Source organism: Pseudoalteromonas sp. J2K-J979 (assembly GCF_058169715.2).
Genome location: NZ_CM200281.1, coordinates 464,811 through 481,127 on the forward strand (window position 1 = coordinate 464,811; position 16,317 = coordinate 481,127).

Here is a 16,317-nt window from a genome sequence, read left to right on the forward strand (position 1 = left end):
TACCCGCCATGAGACGTGTCGAATCTATCCATTTTGTTGGCATAGGTGGTGCGGGTATGGGTGGTATTGCTGAGGTGTTAGCTTACGAAGGCTACAAAATTACCGGCTCAGATATCGCATCAAACTCAATGACTGAGCGATTATCTAACTTAGGTGCGACGATTTACATTGGCCATGAAGCTAATAATGTTGCAAATGCCAGTGTGGTGGTGGTTTCTAGTGCGATTGATCACAGTAACCCCGAAATTATTGCTGCACAACAAAATCATACACCGATTGTACGTCGTGCAGAAATGCTGGCTGAGTTAATGCGTTTTCGTCATGGGATTGCGATTGCTGGCACGCATGGAAAAACGACCACAACCAGTTTAATAGCCAGTATTTTTGCCAAGGCTGAGTTAGATCCCACTTTTGTGATTGGAGGGTTGTTAAATAGCGCTGGCACCAATGCAAAATTGGGCTCAAGTCGTTTTTTAATTGCAGAAGCGGATGAAAGTGATGCATCGTTTTTACATCTTCAGCCAATGGTGTCAGTGATTACCAATATCGAAGCTGATCATATGGATACGTATCAAGGTGACTTTGAGAATATGAAAGACACCTATATTGAATTTATTCATAACTTACCGTTTTATGGTTTAGCGGTTGTGTGTGCTGATGATGCTGTGATTGAAGAGTTACAGCCAAGATTTGGTCGAAAATTTATTACATATGGCCAATCTGAATCTGCAGATTATCGAATGACCGAATTTAGCCAAAAAGGCAATACAAGCACGTTTACTGTGACAGACAAAGCAGGGCACGCTTTAACTGTTAACTTGAATATGCCAGGTCTTCACAATGCGCTCAATGCTACCGCGGCGATTGCTGTCGCCAAAGATGAAGGGATTGCCGATCAGGCAATTATTGCTGCGTTAGGCGAATTTGAAGGGATTGGTCGACGTTTCCAACATTATGGCCATTTTACGACTGAGCGTGGCGATGTGATGCTGGTAGATGATTACGGTCATCATCCATCTGAAGTGGCTGCGACGATCAAAGCGGTGAGAGAAGGCTGGCCAGAAAAGCGTTTAGTGATGGCATATCAACCACATCGTTATACAAGAACCCGTGATCTTTACGAAGAGTTTGTGCAAGTGTTGGCTGACGTTGATTTACTACTTTTGTTGGAAGTGTATCCAGCGGGAGAGCAAGCGATTCCGGGAGCCGATAGCAAAAGCCTCTGCCGAAGCTTACGTCAAAGGGGCAAAGAGCCACTTTATATTGCAAGCCCTGCGGATTTGCCACAAATACTCAGTGAAGTCTTAAATGGTGATGATTTAGTGCTCACACAAGGGGCCGGCAATATTGGCCAATTAGTAAAAGTACTGGCTGATACCCAGTTAGATATTGAGAAGTTAAAGCAGGTGAATGCATGAATCCACAGCAGTTTGGTAAAGTGGCCGTGTTAATGGGCGGAAGCTCAGCAGAGCGCGAAGTTTCTCTTCGTTCAGGTAAGGCGGTGCTTAATGCATTATTGGAACAAGGGGTGGATGCATTTGCATTTGATCCAGCTGAGCGTAATTTATTTGATCTGAAAAGTTTGCAGACTGATCGCGCTTTTATCGCCTTGCATGGCCGAGGTGGCGAAGATGGAACGATTCAAGGCGCGTTAGAGTTTCTAGGGCTGCCTTATACGGGAAGTGGTGTTTTAGGATCGGCTTTGGCTATGGATAAAGTGCGTTGCAAAGAGTTATTTAAAGCACGCAATTTGAGCACTGCGGAGTTTCTAGTTGTTGAGCAAGGCACGCATTTTGATGTTGAACAAATTATTGCTCAATTTGGTGCAGTGATGGTCAAGCCTGCCCACGAAGGCTCAAGTATTGGTATGGCTAAAGCTGAAAACGTTGCGCAGTTAAATGAAGCAATTAACAATGCTTTTCGCTTTGATGACACAGTAATGCTTGAAAAGTGGATAACAGGTCGTGAGTTTACGGTGACTGTGATTGCTGGCGTTGCTCAGCCGATTGTCGAAATGGTCACACCTCGAGGCTTTTATGACTATGAAGCAAAATACCAGGCTAATAGCACGCAGTATTTCTGCCCAGCTGACCTGACAACTAATCAGACTGATTATCTGCAACAGTTAGCCCAGCAGGCATTTAAGTTAGTGGGGGCATCAGGTTGGGGCCGTGTTGATGCAATGCAAGATAGCGATGGCCAGTTTTATTTACTTGAAGTGAATACTGTACCCGGTATGACTGAAAAATCACTTGTACCGATGGCTGCCAAAGCGAATGGTATAAATTTCAATCAATTAGTTATAAATATATTGGAGCAAACGCTTTAGTATGAAACAATTTCTGGAATCGCTGAGTCAAATAAAACAACGGGTTAATTGGTCGTTGTTTTTTGGCTTAGGTTTCTTTTTATTGGTGTTAATCGGGTTAGCTCACAGCTTTGTTTCAGTGAGTAATTGGATGGCAAGTGACAAAAATAGTCAAATTAAACAAGTAGTGGTACTAGGCGCACCTGTTTACACCAGCGAAAAACAGATTTTGTCGGCAATTAGAAAAGCGGATTTATCGAGCTTTTTTGAACTTGATGTGAATCAAGTCCAACACTTAGTGGTTGATTTACCTTGGGTTGCAAGTGCGTCAATTCGTAAGCAATGGCCTGACACATTAAAGGTTTTTGTTGTAGAGCATGTGCCAGTAGCTGTGTGGAATGACGATCAGCTGTTAAATGACAAAGGGGAGGCTTTTCAAGCTCCTAAAAAGAATATTACACAACCACTGCCAGACTTATTTGGTCCAGAAGGGAGTGAGCAAGAGGCATGGCAAACATTTCAGCAGTTTCATGAATTGTTTTACATCAATAATTTTAAGCTAACCAGTTTAGCGTTGTCGGAGCGGTTTTCATGGCAGCTTTGGTTAGATAATGGCATTAAATTAAATTTAGGCCGTGAAGAAAAAGCACAAAGGGTACAGCGATTTATTGATTTATACCCTTATTTACTAAAACGCAAGGATGCAGAGGTCGATGTGGTCGATTTAAGATATGATACTGGGCTGGCAGTGAGTTGGAAGCAACTTCAGTCTCAACTATTACAACAACAAAAGAGTAAAGCATGACAAAGTCGGCAGAACGCAATTTAGTAATTGGGCTTGATGTAGGCACATCAAAAGTCGTTGCAACGGTTGGCGAAATAACAGCGGATAACAAATTAAGCATCGTTGGAGTTGGGACTCAGGTTTCTCATGGCATGGATAAAGGTGGCGTGAATGACTTGAACCTTGTATCTGAGTCGATTCAGCGTGCCGTTGATGAAGCTGAAATCATGGCAGATTGCCGGATAAGCTCAGTTTACTTGGGGATTTCAGGTAAGCATATTCAGTGTCAAAATGAGAATGGTGTTGTTGCAATTAATAACGCTGAAGTGAGCTCAGAAGATGTCGAAAATGTGATTCATATTGCTAAATCTGTCCCCATCTCTGCTGAGCGAAAAATGCTTCATGCTTTGCCGCAAGAATATAGTATTGATATGCAAGAAGGGATCAAAAACCCGTTAGGTATGAGCGGAGTGAGAATGGAAGCTCGCGCGCATATTATTACTTGCTCAAATGATATGGCCAAAAATATCGAAAAGTGTGTAGAGCGCTGTGGTTTGCACGTTGATCAGCTAATTTTTTCAGCGTTAGCGTCTGGTTACTCAGTGCTAACTGAAGATGAAAAAGAATTAGGTGTAGCGGTGATTGATATCGGTGGAGGCACCATGGATATTACTATTTATACCAATGGTTCTTTGCGCCATTCAGCTGTTATCACAGTGGCAGGTAATCAGGTAACGGGTGATATTGCGAAGATTTTCCGTACCCCTATCTCGCACGCTGAAGCAATTAAGGTGCAATATGCATGTGCAAGTAGCCAAAGGGCTAGCACAGAGGATACTATAGAGGTGCCAAGTGTCGGTGGTCGACCTGCTCGAATCATGTCCCGCCACACGTTAGCGGAGGTTGTTGAACCTCGCTTTAGAGAATTATTTGAATTAGCAATGGAAGAGATCCGTCGCTCTGGGCTCGAAGAACAAATTGCCGCTGGAATTGTATTAACTGGTGGCACAGCAAAAATGGCCCATGCGTTGGAAGTAGCAGAAGAAATTTTTCAGATGCCTGCACGTGTTGGTAGTCCAATCGGGATGGTTGGATTGTCTGACTATGTTGATGATCCTTCATTCGCGACTGCGGTCGGCTTGTTGCAATACGGCCGGACCATGCAAGTCGCAAATGCGAGAAAAACAACAGAGAGTGTGAGCACAAATTGGTGGAACCGCGTTACTAAATGGTTCCAAGGTGAATTTTAAACTCTAGTCGGAGAGTGAATATGTTTGATTATATGGAGCAGCACAGCGAAGAAGCTGTCATTAAAGTCATCGGTGTCGGTGGTGGTGGTGGTAATGCTGTTGAGCACATGGTTACGCGTCAAATTGAAGGCGTACGTTTTATAACTGCGAATACGGATGCACAAGCATTACGTAAGTCCTCAGCAGATGTCACTGTTCAGCTTGGGACTAAAATTACTTCAGGTCTTGGTGCTGGAGCGAATCCTGCAGTCGGTCGAGAATCGGCAGAAGAAGATGCAGAAACGATCCGTGCAAGCCTTGAAGGGGCTGACATGATCTTTATCGCTGCTGGTATGGGGGGCGGTACAGGAACGGGCGCTGCGCCGGTTGTTGCTAAGCTAGCCAAAGAGATGGGGATTTTGACTGTAGCGGTTGTGACTCGCCCATTTGATTTTGAGGGTAAAAAGCGTGCAGCGGCTGCAGATCAAGGTATTGCTGAGCTTTCTGAAATTGTTGACTCGTTAATTACAATTCCGAACAATAAATTACTTAAAGTTTTGGGTAAAGGTACGACATTATTAGATGCCTTCGCAAAAGCGAATGATGTGTTATATGGTGCGGTACAAGGTATTGCCGAGCTTATTACTCGCTCTGGTTTGATTAATGTGGATTTCGCGGATGTACGGACTGTCATGTCTGCGATGGGCACGGCTATGATGGGAACTGCTTCGGCTTCAGGCCCTGATCGTGCACAAGAAGCGGCAGAGGCGGCAATTTCAAGCCCATTACTTGAAGATGTCGATTTAACTGGTGCAAAAGGCATTTTAGTTAACATTACAGCAGGCATGGATATTGCGATTGAGGAATTTGAAACGGTTGGTAATCATGTTAAAGCGCTCGCATCTGAAAATGCAACGGTTGTTGTTGGTGCAGTTATCGATCCTGAAATGAGTGATGAATTACGTGTTACAGTGGTTGCAACTGGTTTAGGTGGCGATCGTCGTCCACAGTTTGGGATTGTTGAAAATAATTTGAAAAAAGCATCGGGATCAGATGTTGCCAGTAATGCAGCGACCAATCCGGGTGTATTTGTACCGAGTTTTGCTAATCAAACATCACAAAGTGATGATGTTGTTGCTCAGAATCACACAGAGCAAACGACTGCTAAAGAGCATGCTCCTGCAGCGAAGAAGCCAGCAGAGGGTGATTATTTTGATATTCCAGCTTTTTTACGTAAACAAGCTGATTAATAAATAGTCAACTTAATTGTCAGCTGGTCTTACTTGTGGTAAGATCCACCGTCATTTTATTAATTTAGATAAGCGAAGTATTGCCTATGATTAAACAACGTACGATTGGTGAGTTAGTAAGTGCCGTTGGAGTTGGGCTTCATAAGGGAGAAAAGGTCTCTATTACTCTCCGACCTGCCGCAGCGAATACTGGGATTGTATTTCGTCGCGTGGACCTTGATCCTGTTGTGGATTTTTACACAACACCTGAAGCCGTGGGCGATACTCAGCTATGTACCTGTTTGATCAATGAAGACGGTGTTCGCTTATCGACTACCGAGCATCTGATTGCTGCAATTGCTGCATTAGGGATCGATAATTTAGTCGTTGAACTTGATAGCCCTGAAGTGCCGATTATGGATGGTAGTGCATTACCATTTATTTACCTGTTGCAAAAAGCGGGTATAAAAGAGTTGGTAGTTGCAAAACGTTTTATCCGCATTACTGAAAAAGTACGTGTAGAAGACGGTGATAAGTGGGCTGAAATTGAACCATACGATGGCTTTCACATTGATTTCCAAATCGATTTTAATCATCCTGCAATTAATGACAGCCGTCAGCGTATCGGATTAGATATTACTGCACAAAGCTTTACTCAAGAAATCAGCCGTGCCCGTACTTTCGGGTTCATGAAAGACATTGAGTATATGCATGCTAATAATTTAGCGCTAGGTGGCAGCATGGATAATGCGGTTGTGCTGGATGAGTACAAAGTGCTGAACCCTAATGGTCTTCGTTATCCTGATGAGTTTGTTAAACACAAAATCTTAGATTGTGTGGGTGATTTATTTATGACGGGTCATAATTTATTGGGCAAAGTGACCGCGTTTAAATCTGGTCATGATTTGAACAATAAGCTGTTGCGTAAGCTGATGGCGACAGAATCAGCGTGGCAATGGGCAACGTTTGACGAAACGGTCTCGATGCCTGCTCCGGGCCTTGAACTCGCAAAAGCTTAAATTCTAGCACATAAAAAAAGCTGACTTAGTCAGCTTTTTTTATGTCTAAAATAAATATTATTCACTCTTTTTACTCAGAGCGGCGAGTCTTTTGAGTTTTTCTTTTAATGCATCAGGGGCGTGCTCTGCTACTTCAAGTAACGCATCGGCTGTTTGTTGGCTTAACACTCGAGTATTAATGATAGGTTGCGAACGTTTTTTTTGTGTCTGTTGATCTGCTGCTGCGCGAGGCGAGGTTTGAATTTTTATTTGGCATAAATCAGCCAATCCATTCTTACGCAAGTCAGATAAGATACTCATCTTCATATAGTTCAAACGCATGGCTACAGCTGCGGATTCTGCCTCAATAATCAAGATAGAATCGCGATAGTTGCTAATGCGGCATTTTTGCGCCATAGTAGCGCCGACACACTGTGTCAGTAGTTCTTGATGCTGGTTAAGCTGTTGGCTTTTACCAACATAAGATGACATTCGGCTAGACATATTTGCCATCAAATCATCCAAAGTTTTTGGTGCGTATCTGTCTTTAGCCATAGTGGGTAACGTAGTTAGTATGAAATTAAATCAAAAAAATAAAGAGACTGAACGTCGCTTTAATAAGGGTATGGCACTCGTTATATTGAGTTTAGCCGTACTGTCTGTAAGTGTAGTATTCAATCTGTATCAGTGGCACCACTATCATTCAGATAAAGAGCATGTTGCCGCAAGCTTGCTAAAAGTCAAGCAAGATTACCAGCACCAGCAGACAATCATTACTCAGTTGCGACAAAAGGCTGATGATCATCTTGTCTCTTATCAAGTAAAATTAGCTCAATTACACAGTGAAGTAACTCGGCTAAATGCGTTAGGTGTAACTCTCGCAAAGGTTGCCAATATTCCTGAAAATGAATACGATGTGTTGCAAATTATGGCACAAGGAGGCCCTGCAAGTGCTGAGTATGCACATTTAGGGGGCAAGCTTGAGTCTGTATTGGAAGAAATTGGTCAAATAGACTTGGCGCTAACAGATCAAGCGCATAAAATGTCGCTACTTGAATCTGTGTTAATGAATCACCATATAAAAGAAAGTTCACAAATTTCTGGTAAACCGGTTATGGAAGGATGGTTATCTTCATACTACGGAATGCGTAATGATCCATTTACCGGAAAAGCAGCAATGCATAAGGGACTTGATTTTGCTGGTTCTGAAGGTGATCCAGTCATCACAACAGGCGCAGGTGTGGTAATATGGTCTGCAGAACGCTCTGGTTATGGTAATTTAGTCCAAATTGACCATGGCAATGGGGTTTCTACTCGATATGGCCATAATCGTACTTTATTAGTCAAAGTAGGTGATGTAGTTGAAAAAGGGCAGACGATAGCGGAATTGGGCAATACGGGCCGTTCGACCGGCGCGCATGTGCATTATGAGGTGTTACACAATGGCATCGCAACCAATCCACTACGAACTGTATATCGCACACGTGCAAATTAGGCGTTAGCATAGGCTGACAAAAACAAGGGTTGTAACGGTTTTATCATGATAGCTAATTTACTTACCAAAATTTTTGGTAGTCGCAATGATCGCACCATTAAAAATTTAAGAAAAACAGTGGCGTTGATCAATGCTCTAGAATCACAAATAGAAGCATTAACAGACGAAGAATTAAAAGCAAAAACGGCACAATTCCGCAAGCGTTTTGATGATGGGGAAACGCTTGACGATATTCTGCCAGAAGCATTTTCTGTGGTCCGTGAAGCATCTAAACGTGTATTTAATATGCGCCACTTCGATGTGCAAATGATCGGTGGTATGGTGCTGAATCAAGGCCGTATTGCGGAAATGCGTACCGGTGAAGGTAAAACTTTAACGGCTTCATTACCGGCTTACTTGCATGGCTTAAGCGGTAAAGGTGTTCATGTTATTACCGTGAATGATTACCTTGCCAAACGTGATGCTGAAACAAATAGACCTTTATTTGAGTTTTTAGGCCTATCTGTTGGCTGTAATGTACCAGGTATGAATGCTTATGATAAAAAACAAGCATACTTAGCTGATATTACCTACGGTACCAACAACGAATTTGGTTTTGATTATCTTCGCGATAACATGGCCTTCTCACCTGAAGAACGTGTACAGCGTGAGCTTAATTTTGCCGTTATTGATGAAGTTGACTCGATTCTTATTGATGAAGCGCGTACCCCTCTTATTATTTCTGGTCCTGCTGAAGATAGCTCAGAGCTGTATATTGAAATTAACAAAATTGTTCCACTACTCGAACGTCAAGAAAAAGAAGATGAAGAAGGTATTGAAGGCGATGGCGATTTCACTATTGATGAAAAAGGCAAGCAAATTCACTTAACAGAGCGTGGACAAGTTAAAGTTGAAGAGTTATTGCTCGAGCGTGGTTTAATGCAAGAAGGTGAGTCATTGTACTCAGCTGCAAATATCACACTGTTAAGCCATGTATATGCCGCACTTCGTGCACATAAGCTATTCCAAAAAGATGTTGACTATGTTGTAAAAGATAATGAAATCATTATCGTAGATGAGCACACAGGCCGTACAATGGAAGGGCGTCGTTGGTCTGAAGGGTTACACCAAGCCGTTGAAGCAAAAGAAGGTGTAAAAATTCAAAATGAGAACCAAACATTAGCGTCAATTACATTCCAGAACTACTTCCGTATCTACAATACTTTGTCAGGCATGACAGGTACGGCAGATACAGAAGCATTTGAATTTCAATCAATCTATGGATTAGATACTGTTGTCATTCCGACTAACAAGCCGATGATCCGTGATGATCGTGCAGATCTTGTGTATCTAACTCAAGAAGAAAAGTACGAAGCGATTTTAAAAGACATTATCGATTGTCAAAAACGCGGTCAGCCAGTGTTAGTCGGGACAATTTCAATCGAAAGTTCAGAGTACTTATCGCAGTTTTTACGCAAAGAAAAAATCCAGCATAATGTGCTTAATGCTAAGTTCCATGCGCAAGAAGCCGATATTGTTGCAGATGCCGGTTTACCTGGAAAAGTGACAATTGCTACCAATATGGCAGGTCGTGGTACCGACATCGTCTTAGGTGGTAACTGGCAAGCTCAAATTGCAAAATTAGATAATCCATCTGACGAAAAAATCGCGCAAATTAAGCAAGAGTGGCAAACAACTCATGATGCTGTTATTGCTGCAGGTGGTCTTCATATCATCGCTACAGAGCGCCATGAGTCTCGTCGTATCGATAATCAGTTGCGAGGCCGTTCAGGTCGTCAAGGGGACGCAGGTTCAAGCCGTTTCTACTTATCAATGGAAGATTCATTGATGCGTATCTTCGCTGGTGAGCGTATGACTAACATGATGCGTAAATTGGGAATGGAGCGTGGTGAAGCGATAGAACACCCATGGGTTAACCGTGCGATTGAGAATGCACAGCGCAAAGTAGAGGCACGTAACTTCGATATTCGTAAGCAATTATTAGAATTTGATGATGTTGCCAACGACCAGCGTCGAGTTGTGTATTCACAACGCAATGAGCTACTCGATGAAGGAGATATCTCTGAAACAATCACCGCTATTCGCAAAGATGTACTGAATAACAAGATTGATTTGTATATTCCACCGCAGTCTCTCGCTGAAATGTGGGATATTCCAGGGTTAGAAGAGTGTCTAAAAGCAGACTTCTTGATTGAAATCCCAGTGCAGCAATGGCTTGATGAAGACAATAAATTGTTTGAAGAAAAGCTTCGCGAACGCATTGAGGAAGTAATCGACAATGCTTACAAGCAAAAAGAAGAAATGGTCGGTGCACAAGTACTTCGCCAGTTCGAAAAGTCGATTATGCTACAAAGTTTAGATCAGCATTGGAAAGATCACTTAGCTGCGATGGATCACCTTCGCCAAGGAATCCATCTACGTGGCTATGCGCAGAAGAATCCTAAGCAAGAATATAAGCGTGAGTCGTTTGAATTATTTACTGAAATGCTTGAAAACTTAAAAGTCGATGTTGTCGGTATCTTGAGTAAAGTTCAGGTTCGCGCAGAAGAAGATGTCGAAGCTGTCGAAGAACAACGACGTCGCTCTGAAAATGTTGAAAAACAGTATCAACACGCAGAGGCTGAGCAAGTTGGTGGCGAAGCACCTGCAGCACCAAGTATGGTCAGAGCTGAGGCAAAGGTTGGTCGTAATGATCCATGTCCTTGTGGCTCAGGGCAAAAGTACAAGCAATGCCACGGTAAATTAAAATAGTTTACAGCGGTAAAAAATAAAAAAGCGACGTTCAGTCGCTTTTTTATTAACTCAAAACCAGTGATTCCTAGTGACTATTAGGATAGGTGCTTCATATTATCGATTTCGTAAGGTTTGGAAATGAGTGGAATTCAGCAAAAAAAGAGTGTGCATGTAGCGGTAGGTGTCATTAAGCGAGATGATCGTATCTTTATTTGTAAGCGACAAAAAGATCAACATCAGGGCGGGAAATGGGAATTTCCAGGCGGGAAGGTCGAAGCGGCTGAAACGGTTACGCAGGCCCTTCAGCGAGAGCTAAAAGAAGAAGTTAATTTAGTGGTGAATTGTTCAACGCCATTTATGGAAATTCACCATGATTATGGTGATAAAGTGGTGTTTTTAGATGTTCACTTAGTTGAAGATTTTGACGGTGAGGCCAAAGGGATGGAAGGCCAACAGGGGCGATGGGTTGCTTTACATGAATTGCAGAGTTATCAATTTCCCGAAGCTAATAAAGTGATTTTAGATAAACTCCTGTCTGAATATTGAGAGTGTGTTAAGGGCGAGAAAAGCGTCATAAGTAGGGTTTATTGGCTACACTGCATATAAGGTTACAAGAATAGGCTTTAGTTGATGTTTAGATTGTACTTGCTCGTAAATCTAGCGATCGCACTTATGATCAGTTTTTATAGTAAGGCAGATAGCACGACGTTATCAGTGAGTGTTGGTTGGAATAAACCGCCTTATGTAATTGAGAAAAACAATACCGGTTTTGAAATTGAATTGGTTCGTGCCATTTTTAGTCAGATGGGTTACAAATTAAATTTTATTTATGTGCCGTTTGCCCGTTCTCATTACTTACTTCAACAAGGGAAAATTGATATTGCGATGACGCTCAACCCTAGAATGAACATTCGTCCTGAACAGTTGAGCGTAAGCTATATTAATTATCATAATGCAGTCATTAGTTTAAAAGGCCGAGGGTTTCGGTTTACGACGATTGATGATTTGGCTGCTATTTCATTTGTTGGCTTTCAAAATGCGACCATAGTGTTAGGCGATAAGTTCGCTCGGACGACCACGCGAAGCCCATTTTACCTTGAATTACCCGATCAAACCCACCAAGTTGAAATGTTACTTAAAGGGCGTGTTGATGCAGTGGTCATGGATGTGAATATATTTAATTATTTAAGTCGAGCTATCATGCACAAAGATCATATTGACAATGTAGATATCCACCCTCTCTTCTCTACCAGTCATTATCATTTAGGGTTTAAAGATATCGCCTTAAAAGATCACTTCAACCAGGCTTTAATTGAATACAAAACATCATCAGCTTACCCTGCGCTGATTAAGAAATATGATTTCTACCAAACTAACTTTCCCGATCAATGATTTAGTGAAGATAGTGAATTGCTACTTTTGTTTATAGTTCACAAAACAGAGCTACAACATGGATTCTTTTGAAATTCCACTGGTTAAAATATATACAAAAGGATGTTGAGTGCTGATTTGTCTACGTACAATGTGAGACATTGACCTAGTTTGTTGTAGTAATGGGTATAAATAGGGCGTGTTTTTTAGAGTTATCACTCTTTTTATTTTTTTAATGCATTGTTTTTATTGTTCATTATTTGTTTTTCCTTGGTTTTTATGTGTGTACTGTCATAAAAACTTAAATAATCAGCTCTTTGTTTATCTATGGTTGATTAATATAATTATTACATAAACAACAAGTGGACATGTGAGATGGATATTACATTTAACCCAAAGGCAGATCAGCCAACAGTCATTGATAGCGATGTTATTGGGCAGTATCAAGCCTGTATAAATGAATTTGAAAAGCTGGGTTATGACGATCCCTATCTGCAAGAGATAAAAGCAGAAATAATGAAACTTCAGCAGCTAGGAAACCAAGACTAATGAGGGATAGCTTTCACTAAGTTATCGATAGTGTAAGCTAATTTGGAACGATGTTGTAAGCTAAAAACTGTAAAATCAATATCGTTCAATTTTTGTTGGTTAAGTAAAGATATAATGGCTTGGCTAGATTGCTTTGACTCTCGTTCAAAAACTTCGACCTGCTGTATTGCTTCTTGTCTTGGAAGTAATTGATGGTAATAGTCATTAATGTAAGCCATCGCATAACCTCCCAACGCTACATGACCACCAATAGAAATGACATCTTTGGCAAATTGAGGTTTTTCATCCCAATTAATCCCTCCTATCGTACGACTTTTTATATCATTTAAAGATGCTTTTTTTGCACCAAATGCAATAGGGTCATTAGCCGCCCAAATGATATTGATTTCAGGAAAGCGGGTGAGCCAGGCAAGGCTGAGTGTTTCACTTTGAGTTTGTGACCAGTTAGCAACGCTTTCGCCCACCATCTCCACGGGAATAGTGGCAGCGTTAAATGCATCTAGCATACCTTGTTTTCGATCGATAGCGGCGTAGGTTTTGTAGTCACCTTGTAGAGTTAAGACTTTTGCTGGTTTTTTCGAATGGGTTTGGTGCCGATTGAGTAATTCATGGGCTAATTTATATCCAGCTTGATAATTATTAGGCTCTAGGCTGGCGATTAAAAATGGGTACTCAGTGATGTTGTGTTTTTGATTTTGCCAGTCAACGTCTCTGATACCATTAAATAAAAATAAAGTTGGAATATTGGCATGATTAGTCATTTTTAGCATTTCCAATCCAACACCTTTTTCATTTACTAGCACAATGAAATCAGGTTTAGAGCGAATGGCTCTAAGTAATAAGGATTTCATAAAAATATGATCGCGATTAGCAAAAAAGGTGACCAAATCAATATTAAAATCATCAGCTGCGGCATGCATAAAGCGATCGACATTAAGCCAGAAATTTCCTGTCGAGTTCGCGTGCTGGTGCCCTGGGTTAATAAAGATCACTGAAATCGCATGGGTAGGTGAGCTGTGAAAAAAGATAAAAAAACAGATAAGGAGAGACCTAATAACTTTCATTTTTTAATCTCTTTTTAGGCGTTGATTCAGTGTTGATAACAAATTATAGGCTGTAAACCTAAAAGTGGTCGACGTATTTACACGAGGTTAGTCTCTTAACACTAGGCAATTTACAAGCCAGCAAATAGCGTACAGACAAACGCTTTTTACTTAAGGGAAAAATGATTAAACGTGTAATTGTCCGCACACTCAATTAAGTTTGCGGCTCAGTTACAAGCTATGCAAGTAGGCTCGAACCCGACTTTAAAATGCTGGGCATGGCGCGGGCACACCAACAAGTAAAATAATTGTTCCTGGATTTACCTTGTATAGCATGGGGCATTAAGCAGCTAAAAGTTTGAGTAATGTTATTAATGGATCTGCTAAAGGAGCGAAAAAGCCCCTTTTTTATGTTAATAAATGACGTTGTAGAAATTGGTAGAGGAGTGTGACTCGAAGGCTGTGCTTTAAATCGCGATGATAAACAAACCATAAAGACTCAGTCGGGGCCAAATTGATTGATCGGATCGGCTGTAAATGGGGATACAAGCTCGCTTGTTTTTTATCGAGCGGGCCAATGCCAAAACCATCGATTACAGCTTGATGCACATCGGGGAAATGATTGCTTTGATAAATAATATTATCTTCTTTAATATGTTGATTTATGCTGTTAACAAAGGGGATAGAGCGTTTCCCTCCGCTGGGTAAAACCCAAGCATGGTGTTGAAACTCATCAGAGTGAGTGGGCGAGCCATACTTATCTATATAGGACTGAGCGGCATAATAGCTAAACTCTAACTTCGCTAATTGTTTAGCTATGATATCGGGTTCACTGGGCTTTTTACCAATTCTAATCGCTACATGTACGCTACCGTTTTCTAAGGGGACAATCTCATCCGTCGCTACGATTTCGATGCGTAGATGAGGATGCTCAGCGATGAATGCCATTAAGGCTGGGTTGAGCTCAGAAGAATAAGACAAAACAGTTGTAATGCGCAGTTTGCCCCTAATTTCACTTTCACACTCATTGAGTAAATTATGAAGATGAGCAAAGTTACTCTCAAATGACGGCATATTTTTAAGTAAAACAAACCCTGCATCTGTCAGTTGGTAGCCACGCTGATGTCGAATAAAGAGCGTTACTTTTAAGTGTTCTTCTAAACGATTGATATGACGCAATACCGTGGTATGGTTGATATTTAAACTAATAGCAGCTTTGCTTAGGCTACCATCTAAGGCGACTTGATATGCGATGCGGTAATCATCCCAACTAACTTGTAGCATGGTCTTTTCTCATCAAAACAGATTGCTCCAGTGTAAAGAGTTGTGCAAATACGCACAATTGTTTTTCTAAATTAGCTATTTTTTTAATTTTTAATCTCCGTACACTGATGGTGTTGATTATGGAGGTTGCATGTTAAAAAATTCATCACACCAATACGGGGTTGTGTCGATTGCTTTGCATTGGTTAATGGCCGTAGCCATCTTATTTTTATTTGCACTAGGCCTGTATATGGTGGAGCTAACTTATTACGACGCTTGGTATAAGGGCTCACTTGATTTGCATAAAAGCCTGGGTATTGGTGTGTTTTTACTATTGCTCATTCGGGTCGTATGGCGCTACTTTAATATCGCACCAGATGTTATCTATTCAAAGAGTTCTTCTGCAAAAGCACTTGCTAGCATTGCTCAGTATGTTCATTTACTCCTGTATATTTTAATGCTTTTGATTGTAGTTACCGGATTTTTAATTTCGACTGCGGATGGGCGAGCTATTGATGTATTTGGCGTGCTAACGATACCAGCTTTGCCTTTTTCGTTTGATCAACAAGAAGATGTAGCCGGTGAAATCCATTTTTGGTTAGCGTGGAGCTTAATGACACTGATTGCGGTTCACGCTTTAGGTGCATTCAAACACCATTTTATTGATAAAGATCGCACATTATTGCGAATGGTAAAAATTAAACAAAATAGACAGGAGTGAAGGTAATGAAAAATACACTAATCAGACTATCGTTAGCGGCAGGTACATTATTGAGTCTTGCTAGCTTGCAAGCTCATGGAGCACAATACAAAGTTGATACAGCCGGTGCGCATGCTTTTGTTAATTTTAAGATAAAGCATCTGGGTTACAGCTGGTTACATGGCCGGTTTAATACGTTTGATGGTCAGTTTAGTTACGATGCCGCAAAAGTGAATGACTCAACTATTTCGATTGAGATTGACACCGCGAGTATTGACTCTAATCATGCAGAACGTGATAAGCACTTAAGAGGTAAGGACTTTTTAAATGTCAGTAAATACCCAAAAGCCACGTTTACTAGCACAAAGATTCAGTTTGATAGTGAGCAGAAAGGGGTAGTCACAGGTCTTTTTACGCTGCATGGGGTGAGTAAAGAAATCAGTTTCCCAATAGAAAAAGTAGGGGAAGGCCAGGACCCATGGGGTGGATACCGCTCTGGGTTTATGGGGCAAACTAGTTTAAAACTAACCGACTATGGAATTAACTATGATTTAGGCCCTGCATCGACCCATGTTGAGATTGAGATGCATATTGAAGGGATTAAGCAATAACAAG

16 protein-coding genes are annotated in these 16,317 nt (G+C 41.3%); 13 read left to right on the forward strand and 3 right to left on the reverse strand.

The annotated features are described in order from the left end of the window. Nucleotides 1–8: 8 nt before the first annotated feature. The 6 genes from murC (at nt 9) to lpxC (ending at nt 6,569) form a co-directional block, all read left to right on the forward strand. A complete protein-coding gene (gene murC, locus AC3KVK_RS02230) occupies nt 9–1,418 on the forward strand; it encodes a UDP-N-acetylmuramate--L-alanine ligase (RefSeq protein ID WP_490311234.1) in 1,410 nt (469 codons plus the stop codon). Beyond that, a complete protein-coding gene (locus tag AC3KVK_RS02235; protein WP_490311060.1) occupies nt 1,415–2,329 on the forward strand; it encodes a D-alanine--D-alanine ligase in 915 nt (304 codons plus the stop codon). The genes murC and AC3KVK_RS02235 overlap by 4 nt, the downstream gene beginning before the upstream one ends. Before the next feature lies 1 nt (nt 2,330). Further along, nucleotides 2,331–3,113: a cell division protein FtsQ/DivIB gene (locus tag AC3KVK_RS02240; RefSeq protein WP_490311059.1), complete on the forward strand. Its 783-nt coding sequence runs from the start codon at nt 2,331–2,333 to the stop codon at nt 3,111–3,113. Then, nucleotides 3,110–4,342 (forward strand): cell division protein FtsA, encoded by a 1,233-nt coding sequence (ftsA, locus tag AC3KVK_RS02245; RefSeq protein WP_490311058.1) that lies wholly within the window; start codon nt 3,110–3,112, stop codon nt 4,340–4,342. Before AC3KVK_RS02240 ends, ftsA begins: the two co-directional genes overlap by 4 nt. A 20-nt stretch (nt 4,343–4,362) precedes the next feature. Then, nucleotides 4,363–5,571 carry a cell division protein FtsZ gene (gene ftsZ / locus AC3KVK_RS02250; RefSeq protein WP_490311057.1) on the forward strand — a complete coding sequence of 403 codons (1,209 nt, stop codon included), beginning with the start codon at nt 4,363–4,365 and terminating at the stop codon, nt 5,569–5,571. A gap of 86 nt (nt 5,572–5,657) precedes the next feature. Beyond that, on the forward strand, nt 5,658–6,569 hold the full coding sequence (lpxC, locus tag AC3KVK_RS02255) for a UDP-3-O-acyl-N-acetylglucosamine deacetylase (RefSeq protein WP_490311056.1): 912 nt from the start codon (nt 5,658–5,660) through the stop codon (nt 6,567–6,569). Nucleotides 6,570–6,626: 57 nt separating this feature from the next. On the opposite strand, the gene AC3KVK_RS02260 is transcribed toward lpxC, so the two are convergent. Then, entirely contained in the window at nt 6,627–7,103 is a 477-nt protein-coding gene (locus AC3KVK_RS02260; RefSeq protein WP_490311055.1) for a DUF721 domain-containing protein, read from the reverse strand. 19 nt (nt 7,104–7,122) lie between these two features. Here AC3KVK_RS02260 and AC3KVK_RS02265 point away from each other — a divergent pair, with 19 nt between their 5' ends. From AC3KVK_RS02265 to AC3KVK_RS02285, 5 genes are all read left to right on the forward strand, one after another. Further along, nucleotides 7,123–8,043, forward strand: a complete 921-nt coding sequence (locus AC3KVK_RS02265; RefSeq protein WP_490311054.1) for a M23 family metallopeptidase — start codon at nt 7,123–7,125, stop codon at nt 8,041–8,043. 45 nt (nt 8,044–8,088) lie between these two features. Further along, the gene (secA, locus tag AC3KVK_RS02270) at nt 8,089–10,794 is read left to right on the forward strand and encodes a preprotein translocase subunit SecA (protein ID WP_490311053.1); all 2,706 of its coding nucleotides are present in this window, start codon (nt 8,089–8,091) and stop codon (nt 10,792–10,794) included. A 120-nt stretch (nt 10,795–10,914) separates the two neighbouring features. Beyond that, nucleotides 10,915–11,322, forward strand: a complete 408-nt coding sequence (mutT, locus tag AC3KVK_RS02275; RefSeq protein ID WP_490311052.1) for an 8-oxo-dGTP diphosphatase MutT — start codon at nt 10,915–10,917, stop codon at nt 11,320–11,322. An 84-nt stretch (nt 11,323–11,406) separates the two neighbouring features. Beyond that, the gene (locus AC3KVK_RS02280; RefSeq protein ID WP_490311051.1) at nt 11,407–12,168 is read left to right on the forward strand and encodes a substrate-binding periplasmic protein; all 762 of its coding nucleotides are present in this window, start codon (nt 11,407–11,409) and stop codon (nt 12,166–12,168) included. A 354-nt stretch (nt 12,169–12,522) separates the two neighbouring features. After that, complete coding sequence (locus tag AC3KVK_RS02285) at nt 12,523–12,696, forward strand: hypothetical protein (RefSeq protein WP_490311050.1); 174 nt, start codon at nt 12,523–12,525, stop codon at nt 12,694–12,696. On the opposite strand, the gene AC3KVK_RS02290 is transcribed toward AC3KVK_RS02285, so the two are convergent. Both AC3KVK_RS02290 and AC3KVK_RS02295 read right to left on the reverse strand, forming a co-directional pair. Continuing rightward, complete coding sequence (locus tag AC3KVK_RS02290) at nt 12,693–13,688, reverse strand: substrate-binding domain-containing protein (RefSeq protein WP_518526923.1); 996 nt, start codon at nt 13,686–13,688, stop codon at nt 12,693–12,695. The two genes, AC3KVK_RS02285 and AC3KVK_RS02290, sit on opposite strands and share 4 nt — an antisense overlap. A gap of 459 nt (nt 13,689–14,147) precedes the next feature. Then, on the reverse strand, nt 14,148–15,023 hold the full coding sequence (locus AC3KVK_RS02295; protein ID WP_490311048.1) for a LysR family transcriptional regulator: 876 nt from the start codon (nt 15,021–15,023) through the stop codon (nt 14,148–14,150). Nucleotides 15,024–15,153: 130 nt separating this feature from the next. On the opposite strand from AC3KVK_RS02295, the gene AC3KVK_RS02300 reads away from it, so the two are divergent. Then, nucleotides 15,154–15,723 carry a cytochrome b gene (locus AC3KVK_RS02300; RefSeq protein WP_490311047.1) on the forward strand — a complete coding sequence of 190 codons (570 nt, stop codon included), beginning with the start codon at nt 15,154–15,156 and terminating at the stop codon, nt 15,721–15,723. 5 nt (nt 15,724–15,728) lie between these two features. After that, nucleotides 15,729–16,313 carry a YceI family protein gene (locus AC3KVK_RS02305; protein ID WP_490311046.1) on the forward strand — a complete coding sequence of 195 codons (585 nt, stop codon included), beginning with the start codon at nt 15,729–15,731 and terminating at the stop codon, nt 16,311–16,313. Nucleotides 16,314–16,317: the final 4 nt, after the last annotated feature.

What these genes read in the sequence shown, in the direction of transcription:
- murC (WP_490311234.1), top strand. Translation starts at nt 9, where the DNA reads ATGAGACGTGTCGAATCTATCCATTTTGTTGGCATAGGTGGTGCGGGT.
- AC3KVK_RS02235 (WP_490311060.1), top strand. Translation starts at nt 1,415, where the DNA reads ATGAATCCACAGCAGTTTGGTAAAGTGGCCGTGTTAATGGGCGGAAGC.
- AC3KVK_RS02240 (WP_490311059.1), top strand. Translation starts at nt 2,331, where the DNA reads ATGAAACAATTTCTGGAATCGCTGAGTCAAATAAAACAACGGGTTAAT.
- ftsA (WP_490311058.1), top strand. Translation starts at nt 3,110, where the DNA reads ATGACAAAGTCGGCAGAACGCAATTTAGTAATTGGGCTTGATGTAGGC.
- ftsZ (WP_490311057.1), top strand. Translation starts at nt 4,363, where the DNA reads ATGTTTGATTATATGGAGCAGCACAGCGAAGAAGCTGTCATTAAAGTC.
- lpxC (WP_490311056.1), top strand. Translation starts at nt 5,658, where the DNA reads ATGATTAAACAACGTACGATTGGTGAGTTAGTAAGTGCCGTTGGAGTT.
- AC3KVK_RS02260 (WP_490311055.1), bottom strand. Translation starts at nt 7,103, where the DNA reads ATGGCTAAAGACAGATACGCACCAAAAACTTTGGATGATTTGATGGCA.
- AC3KVK_RS02265 (WP_490311054.1), top strand. Translation starts at nt 7,123, where the DNA reads ATGAAATTAAATCAAAAAAATAAAGAGACTGAACGTCGCTTTAATAAG.
- secA (WP_490311053.1), top strand. Translation starts at nt 8,089, where the DNA reads ATGATAGCTAATTTACTTACCAAAATTTTTGGTAGTCGCAATGATCGC.
- mutT (WP_490311052.1), top strand. Translation starts at nt 10,915, where the DNA reads ATGAGTGGAATTCAGCAAAAAAAGAGTGTGCATGTAGCGGTAGGTGTC.
- AC3KVK_RS02280 (WP_490311051.1), top strand. Translation starts at nt 11,407, where the DNA reads ATGTTTAGATTGTACTTGCTCGTAAATCTAGCGATCGCACTTATGATC.
- AC3KVK_RS02285 (WP_490311050.1), top strand. Translation starts at nt 12,523, where the DNA reads ATGGATATTACATTTAACCCAAAGGCAGATCAGCCAACAGTCATTGAT.
- AC3KVK_RS02295 (WP_490311048.1), bottom strand. Translation starts at nt 15,023, where the DNA reads ATGCTACAAGTTAGTTGGGATGATTACCGCATCGCATATCAAGTCGCC.
- AC3KVK_RS02300 (WP_490311047.1), top strand. Translation starts at nt 15,154, where the DNA reads ATGTTAAAAAATTCATCACACCAATACGGGGTTGTGTCGATTGCTTTG.
- AC3KVK_RS02305 (WP_490311046.1), top strand. Translation starts at nt 15,729, where the DNA reads ATGAAAAATACACTAATCAGACTATCGTTAGCGGCAGGTACATTATTG.